3 protein-coding genes are annotated in these 8,998 nt (G+C 73.4%); all 3 read left to right on the forward strand.

Annotated elements, in window-relative coordinates; translation table 11 throughout:
- The coding region (locus ACZ44S_RS38965) for an SDR family NAD(P)-dependent oxidoreductase (RefSeq protein WP_466938215.1) at nt 1-2,468 on the forward strand (2,468 nt) is incomplete at its 5' end.
- Nucleotides 2,469-2,479: 11 nt separating this feature from the next.
- Nucleotides 2,480-7,237, forward strand: a complete 4,758-nt coding sequence (locus ACZ44S_RS38970; protein ID WP_466938220.1) for a type I polyketide synthase — start codon at nt 2,480-2,482, stop codon at nt 7,235-7,237.
- Nucleotides 7,230-8,998 (forward strand): type I polyketide synthase (locus ACZ44S_RS38975; RefSeq protein WP_466938217.1); only part of this gene is annotated, 1,769 nt, incomplete at its 3' end. The genes ACZ44S_RS38970 and ACZ44S_RS38975, both read left to right, overlap by 8 nt.

The following is an 8,998-nucleotide window of genomic DNA, read 5'->3' on the forward strand; positions in this document are numbered from 1 at the left end:
TGGCGGATGAGGGTTTGCTGTGTTCGCCGGAGTACTGGGCGGAGCATGTGCGGCGGCCGGTGCGGTTCGCTGACGGGGTCGCTGCGATGCGGGAGTTGGGGGTGGGGTGTTTCCTGGAGGTGGGTCCGGGGGGTGTGCTGACCGCGTTGGTGCGTGAGGCCTGCGGTGATGACGTCACAGCCGTACCGACCCTGCGTAAGAACAGGACCGAGCGCGACAGCGTGCTGGCCGGGTTGGGGGAGCTGTGGGCGTGCGGCGCCGCGGTGGACTGGCGTGCCGTCGTCGGTGAGCCGACGGCGGTTGTGGATCTGCCGACGTATCCCTTCCAGCGCAGCCGGTACTGGCTGACGCCCGTCACCGACGAGGGCGCGGCCGACGAGGAGGGCCGCTTCTGGCAGGCCGTCACGGAGCACGACGTCGGCGCGCTTGCTGAAACGCTCCAGGCTCCGAAGACCGCCCTCGAAGCGGTTCTGCCCTCGCTGGCCGCCTGGCGGCGAGGACGCGAGGAGCAAGCGGAACTCGACCGGCTGCGTTACCGCGTCGAGTGGCAGGCCGCTACCGGCCGGTCCGGAGGCGCACCGGCCGGTGCGTGGCTGGTGGTCGTACCCGAGGGGATGCGCAACGACGGCTGGGTGCGGTCCTGTTGCGGCGTCCTGTCCGACGCCGACGTCGTGTTCCGCGAAGGGCACGACCCGGATCTCCGGGAGCTGCCCGCGCTGACCGGAGTGCTCTCCTTGTTGGCCGTCGACGAGCGCCCGCACCCCGAACACCCGGGCGTGTCACGCGGGTTGGCCGGGACGGTGTCCCTGGTGCAAGCCCTCGGTGCAGCGGACGTCGGCGCTCCGCTGTGGTGCGTGACCCGCGGGGCTGTGTCCACCGGGCCCGGCGATCCGGTGTCACGGACCGTGCAGGCGCAGACCTGGGGGGTGGGCCGTGCCGCATGCCTGGAGCACCCGGACCGGTGGGGTGGCCTGGTCGACCTGCCGGAGGAGCCGGGAGCGGAGGAACTGGCCGCGTTCGGCGCCGTTCTCGCCGATCCCGGCGGGGAGGACCAGATCGCCGTACGGTCGTCCGGCACGTATCTGCGCCGGCTCACCCGAGCGCCCGGCACGTCCGGGGCGCCCGGTGCCGGCGGCACGTCGTGGCGGCCCCACGGGACCGTCCTCATCACCGGCGGCACCGGAGCCCTGGGATCGCTGCTGGCACGGTGGCTGGCGCGCAAGGGCGCGGAACGACTCGTACTCACCAGCAGGCGCGGACCGGACGCGCCAGGAGTCGACGACCTGCGGCGAGAACTGGCGGGGCTCGGTGTGCCCGCCACCGTGACGGCCTGTGACGTCGGGGACCGGGACGCGCTGGCCCGGCTCGTGGACGACGTGCACCGCGAGTACGGTCTGACGGCCGTCGTCCACGCGGCGGGCGTCTCCGACGACGGACAGGTGGCGGACATCTCCGCCGAGCACCTGGAGGACGTGCTCGGCCCCAAGGCCAACGCCGCGCTCCACCTGCACGAACTGACCCGGGACATGGGCCTGTCCGACTTCGTGCTGTTCTCTTCCAGCGCCGGAGTGTGGGGGAGTGGCCGCCAGGGCGCCTACGCGGCCGCCAACGCCACGCTCGACGCGCTGGCGCAGCTGCGGCACGCCGAGGGGCTGCCCGCCACCTCGATCGCATGGGGCCCGTGGGCCGGTACCGGGATGGTCGCCGACGAGGACCTGGCCGAGCATCTGCGCCGACGCGGTCTGGGCGCCGTACCGCCCGAGACGGCGCTGAAGTCCCTGGAACGTGCGCTGGACCAGGGCGAGACCTGCCTCACGGTGGCCGAGGTGGACTGGGAGCTGTTCGCCCGGACGTTCACGGGCCTGCGCCCGAGCCCCCTCATCGCGGACCTGGCCGACGTACAGGACGCGGCGGTCGCCACGGCGGAGTCACCGGAGGAGACCGGCCCCGGCCGAGGCGCCGAACTGCGCGGGGAACTGGCCGTGCTCGCCGACCACGAGCAGTCCGAACTCCTGGAGCGGCTGGTCTGCGCGCGGACCGCCGGCGTCCTGGGACACGCGGGGGCCGACTCGGTGTCCCCGGGGCGCTCGTTCAAGGACCTCGGCTTCGACTCCTTGTCCGCGGTGGAGTTGCGGAACCAGCTCAACCGCGTCACCGGCCTCGACCTGCCGCCGACGCTCGTGTTCGACCACCCCACTCCACGGGCCCTGGCCGAGCATCTGCGGGGTGAACTGGGCGGGATGGCCGTCGATGAGGCCGACGTCCTCGCCCAACTCGACCGTATCGACGCCGATCTGACGGCTGCCGGACTGCGCGGTCCCGCCCAGCGGCGGATCGCCGGCCGACTTCGGGTGCTCGCTGCCCGGTGGGCCGACGCCGCGACAGCGTCCGACGCCGACGACGACCTCGCGTCCGCGGGCGTCGACCAGATGCTGCATCTCATCCGTGAGGAGTTCGGGAAGCTGTGAGCGCCGGGCCGGTGACCAACGAGAACGAAGTCCTCGACCATCTGAAGTGGATGACGGGCGAACTGCGCCAGGCGCGGCGCCGCCTGACGGAGGCGGAGGAGTCCGCGCACGAGCCGATCGCGATCGTGGGCATGGCCTGCCGGTTCCCGGGCGGAGTGCGACGGCCCGAGGACCTGTGGCGGCTGGTGGTGGAGGAACGCGACGCGATCGCGCCCTTCCCGTCCGACCGGGGCTGGGAACCCGACCTCTACCACCCCGACCCCGACCGGCCCGGCAGGACTTATCAGCGCGAGGGCGGCTTCGTCGACGACGCGGCGGGCTTCGACGCGGACTTCTTCGGGATCTCGCCCCGGGAGGCCGCCACCGTCGACCCGCAGCAACGGCTCCTGCTGCACACCTCGTGGGAGGCGATGGAACGGGCCGGCATCGACCCCGAGACCCTGCGGGGCAGCCTGACCGGCGTGTTCGTCGGTACCACCTACTCGGAGTACGGCGCGGACCCGCGCATCCCCGCCGCCGACATCCAGGGATACGTCGTCACCGGCATGGTACCCGCCGCGGCTTCCGGGCGGGTTTCCTACACGTTCGGTCTGGAGGGCCCGGCGATCAGCGTCGACACCGCCTGTTCCTCGTCCCTGGTCGCGCTGCATCTGGCCTGCCAGGCGCTGCGGCGCGGCGAGTGCACCCTCGCGCTGGCGGGCGGCGCGCAGATCATGGCCACCCCCCGCGTGTTCGTGGAGTTCAGCCGGCAGCGAGGACTCGCCCCCGACGGCCGGTGCAAGGCGTTCGCCGCCGCCGCCGACGGCACTGGCTGGGCCGAGGGCGTCGGAGTGCTGATGTTGGAAAGGCTCTCGGACGCCGTACGCCACGGACGCCGGGTACTGGCGGTGGTGCGGGGCTCGGCGGTCAACCAGGACGGTGCCTCCAACGGACTCACCGCACCCAACGGGCCCTCGCAGGAACGTGTCATCCGAGCAGCCCTGGACGACGCCCGGCTGGGACCGGCCGACGTGGACGCGGTGGAGGCGCACGGCACCGGGACGGCGCTTGGCGACCCCATCGAGGCACGGGCGCTGCTGGCCACGTACGGCAGGGCCCACGCCGATCGCTCACCGTTGTGGCTCGGGTCGGTGAAGTCGAACATCGGCCATGCCCAGGCGGCGGCCGGGATGGCCGCGGTCATCAAGACGGTGCAGGCCATCCAGCAGGGCACGCTGCCGCGTACCCTGCACATCGACGAGCCGACGCCCCACGTCGACTGGGCGCGGGGCGGAGTGGAACTGCTGACCGAGACCCGGCCCTGGCCGACGACCGGGCAGCCCCGTCGGGCGGGTGTGTCGGCGTTCGGCGCCAGCGGTACCAACGCGCACGTGATCCTCGAACAGGCCCCGGACCCCGCGCCCCCCGCCGAAGGCACCGCCCCGCCCCCCGCCCTGACCGGCGCGCCGACGCCCTTGCCGCTCTCGGCCCGCGACCCGTCGGCCCTGCGCGGCCAGGCGTCCCGACTCGCCGAGCACCTGCGCCGCCACCCGGATCTCACCACCGCGGCGCACACGCTCCACGCCAGGTCCGCCTTCACCCACCGGCTCCTCCTGCTCGCCTCCGACAGCGGGCAGGCAGCGGACGACCTCGACGCCTTCGCCCGCGGGGAACTGCCCGCCGCCGCTCTCCCGGGGCTCGCCGAGACACAGCCCAAGACAGTATGGGTGTTCGCCGGTCAGGGCCCCCAGTGGTCCGGGATGGCCCTGGACCTGTGGGACGCCTCACCCGCCTTCGCCCACCGCATGACGGAGTGTCAGCAGGCCCTGCGGCCCTACGTCGACTGGTCGTTGCGGGACGCCCTCGCCGGCGACCTCGACCGCGTGGAGGTGGTCCAGCCCGCACTGTGGGCGATGATGGTCTCCCTCGCCCATCTGTGGGCCTCGTGCGGGGTGCGCCCGGACGCCGTCATAGGGCACTCCCAGGGCGAGATCGCCGCGGCCGTCGTGGCCGGAGGGCTCTCCCTCGACGACGGTGCCAAGGTCGTCGCGCTGCGCAGCCGCGCCCTGGTCCGCCTGCGCGGGACCGGCGCGATGGCCGCCGTGACCGCATCCGCCGAACGCACCGGCGAGCTGATCCGGCCATGGCACGGACGGCTCTCCGTCGCCGCGGTCAACGGCCCTTCCGCGACCGTGGTGTCCGGCGACACCGCAGCGGTCGACGAACTCCTCGCGCGCCTGCCCGAGGCCCGCCGCATCCAGGTCGACTACGCCTCCCACTCACCCCACGTCGACGCGATCGCGGACGAGGTGCGCGCCGCGCTCGCCGATCTGCGACCCGCCACCGGACAAGTGCCGTTCATCTCCTCCGTGACCGGGCACCCTCACGACACCGCCGGACTGGATGCCGACTACTGGCTGACCAACCTGCGCCGGACCGTACGGTTCGACGAGGCCGTACGCAGGGCCGCGGACCGCGGACACCGGGCGTTCATCGAGATCACCCCGCACCCGGTCCTGACCGTCGGCATCGAGGACGTGCTGCGCACCGCGGGCGTGGACGGCTCGGTCAGCGGCACCCTTCGCCGGGGCGACGGCGGCCCGGCCCGGTTCCTGGCCTCGCTCGCCGAGGCGTACGTCCACGGTGTACCGGTCGACTGGACCCGCACCCTGGCCCCGCGCGCCGACCGCCACCCCGACGCCGACCCGCCGACGTACGCCTTCCGGTACCGGCCCTACTGGCTGCGCCCTGTCCCCACCGACGGCTTGGGCACCGACGAGGAGCAGAGCCGTTTCTGGGCGGCCGTGCAGGAGCAGGACGCGCACGCTGTGGCACGGCTCCTCGACACCGAGGACCACGCCGCCCTGGCCCCCGCCCTGCCGGCGCTGTCCGCCTGGTGGCAGGGCCGGAGAGCCCGCCGGGAGAGCGACGCGCTGCGCTACCGGGTGGACTGGCGTCCTGTCACCGTTCCGACCGGAGGCCCCGACGGAACCTGGGTGATCGTGACGCCGGGCGGCGACGGGACGGCGGCCGACGCGGCCGCGGCCTGCGCGCGGATGCTCGCCGAGCACGGCGCCGTCCCCGTCCACATCACCCTCGACGCCGCCCGCGCCGAACGCGGCACGGTCGCCGAACGCCTCGCCAGGACGCTTGCCGAGTCCCCGGCGCCGGCCGGAGTGGTGTCCCTGCTCGCCTGGGACGAGAGCCCGCATCCCGAGCACGGACGCGCCACCGCCGGACTGACCGCCACCCTCGCCCTCCTCCAAGCCCTCGGTGACCTCGCCTGCGACGCACCTCTGTGGTGTCTGACCACCGGAGCCGCCTCCGTCACCGACGCCGACGCACCACACCGCCCCCGCCAGGCCGCCGTCTGGGGTCTCGGCCGGGTCGCCGCCGTGGAACACCCGCATCGCTGGGGTGGCCTCGCCGACCTGCCCGAGGACCCCGACCAGCGCACCTGGCAGCGCCTCGCCGCCGTCCTCGGCGACAGCGCGGGCGAGGACCACATCGCGGTCCGCGCCTCGGGCACCTTCTGCCGACGCCTGGTCAGAGCGCCCGCCGACGGCCCGCCCCCATCCCTGTGGCAGCCCTCCGGAGACGTCCTCGTCGCCGGCGACGACGGGCCCCTCGTCCACGCCGTGACCGCCTGGCTCGACGACCACGGCGCCCGCGCCACCACGGACCCGGCGAACGGCCCCTTCCGTACGGTCGTCCACACCCCCGGAGCCACCGAACTCGCCCCTCTGGACTCCCTGACCCCCGCCGATCTGGCCCGCGTCTTCGCCGGACGCACCGCGAGGACGGAGGACCTTCTGAAGACACCGCCGGGCGACGACCTCGACGCGTTCGTGGTCTCCACCTCCGCCGTCTCCACGTTCGGCGGAGCCGCCCACGGCGCGTGCGCCGCCGCCGACGCCTACCTGGAGGCGCTCGCCCACCAACGAGGCCTGCCGGCACGGGTGATCGGCTGGGGTCTCTGGCACCTCCACGGGACGGACGACGACCCGGCCGGTGAGCGCTCCGCCCGCAACGGACTGCCCCCGCTGCCCTCGGCCACCGCGCTGGACTGCCTGCGCCGGATCGTGGCCGACGGCGAGACCGGGCTGATGGTCGCCGACGTGGACTGGGACCGCTTCGTGCCCCTGTACACCGCCGTACGGCCCACCCGGCTCCTCGACGACCTGCTTGCCGCACATCCGCTCACCGGCGACACCGACGACGCGCACCCGGCCCGACAGACCGCGGTCGCGCTGCGTGACCGGCTGGCCGCGATGCCGGCCGACCAGCAGCGGCGCACCCTGCTCGCCGAGGTCCGCAGACAGGTCGCCGCAGTCCTCGGACACCATTCCGCCGAGGACGTCGAACCCGGACGGGCCTTCAAGGAACTCGGCTTCGACTCCATGACGGCCGTCACCCTGCGCAACCGGCTCACCGCCGTGACCGGACTCGACCTGCCCGCCACGCTGGTCTTCGACCACCCGACCGCCGCCGACCTGGCAGAGCGCCTGCGCACGACCCTGGCCGACACCCTGGGCACCGGCGCCGACCCCGTTCCCACGACCGCGGCCGCCGCACGCACCGCACTCGAACGCGTCGAGGTGGCGACCAGGCGCCTCGACCTCGACGGCGACGAACTGGCCGACCTCACCGCCCAGGTGGCCGGCTTCCTGTCCAGGCTCCGCGACCGACAGACTCCTCCCGAGACCTCCGCGCCGCAGACCACCGACCTGGACACCGCAACCGACGACGAGGTTCTCGATTTTGTCCGGAGGGAGTTCGGCCGTGGCTGACGAGCGGGAACTGCGCGACTATCTGCGCCAGGTGACCAAGGCCCTGCACGAGACCAGTACCCGCCTGCGCGAGGCCGAGGCGGCCGAACACGAACCCGTCGCGATCGTGGGGATGGCCTGCCGCTACCCCGGCGGAGTGCGCTCGCCCGAAGACCTGTGGGACCTCGTCCACACCGGCCGCGACGCCATCGGCGACTTCCCCGACGACCGGGGCTGGGATCTCGACGACCTGTACGACCCCGAGCCCGACCGGCCCGGAAAGACCTACACGCGCCGCGGCGGCTTCCTGCGTGACGCGGCCGACTTCGACCCGGAGTTCTTCGGCATCTCGCCCCGCGAGGCCCTGGCCATGGACCCCCAGCAGCGCCTGGCCCTGGAGACCTCCTGGGAGGCGGTCGAACGCGCCGGACTCGCCGGCGCCCTCAAAGGCACCCGAACCGGCGTCTTCGTCGGCTGCTACGGACTCGACTACTGCTGGTCCCTCGAGCAGGTCCCCGAAGGGTACGAGGGGCACCTCACCACCGGCGCCTCCGCCAGCGTCGTCTCCGGCAGGATCGCCTACGCGCTGGGCCTGACCGGACCGGCCGTCTCCGTCGACACGGCGTGTTCCTCCTCCCTCGTCGCCCTGCACCTCGCGGCCCGGTCCCTCCGCTCCGGCGAATGCTCCCTGGCGCTCGCCGGTGGCGTGTCGGTGATGTCGACCCCGGTCCAGTTCCTGGGCTTCAGCAACCAGCGTGGCCTCGCCGCGGACGGCCGGTGCAAACCGTTCGCCGCGGCGGCCGACGGCATGAGCCTGGCCGAGGGCGTCGGCGTCCTCGTACTGGAAAGGCTGTCGGACGCGCTGGCCAAGGGACACCGGGTGCTGGCCGTGGTACGAGGGTCGGCCGTCAACCAGGACGGCGCTTCCAACGGCATGACGGCGCCCAACGGCCCCTCCCAGGAACGCGTCATCCGCGCTGCCTTGACGAGCGCCCGACTCACCCCGGCCGACGTCGACGCGGTCGAGGCTCACGGAACGGGCACCACCCTGGGCGACCCGATCGAGGCCCAGGCACTGCTCGCCACTTACGGCCGCGGCCGCGCCGACGAGGAACCGCTGTGGCTGGGCTCTGTGAAGTCCAACATCGGCCACTCGCAGGCGGCGGCGGGTGTGGCGGGTGTGATCAAGATGGTGATGGCGATGCGGCAGGGGACGTTGCCGCGGACGTTGCATGTGGATGAGCCGTCGCCGCATGTGGACTGGTCGTCGGGTGCGGTGTCGTTGCTGACGGAGGCGCGGCCGTGGGAGGTGGGGGAGCGTCCGCGTCGGGCGGGTGTGTCGTCGTTCGGGATCAGCGGCACCAACGCCCACGTCGTCCTGGAGCAGGCCCCCACAGTCCAACAGCCGGAAACCGCTGCGGACGTCGCGGCGGTTCTGCCCTACACGCTGTCGGCCAGGAACACCGAGGCGCGCCGCGCCCAGGCCACCGTCCTGACGGAGTACCTGCGCGACCACCCGCACCTGCAACAGGCCGCGCTGTCTCACTCCTTGGCCACGACACGCGCCCAACTGGAGCACCGCGCCGTCGTGATCGCCGAGAACCGGGACGAGACCTTCCAGGCCTTGGAAGCGCTGGCCGCCGGCACCGAGCACGCGTCCCTGCTCACCGGTGTGGCGGATGTGTCCGGGTCTCCGGTGTTGGTGTTTCCGGGGCAGGGGGCGCAGTGGGCGGGGATGGGGCTTGAGTTGTGGGACGGCTTGCCGGTGTTCGGTGAGCGGAT

Source organism: Streptomyces malachitofuscus, from assembly GCF_055571035.1.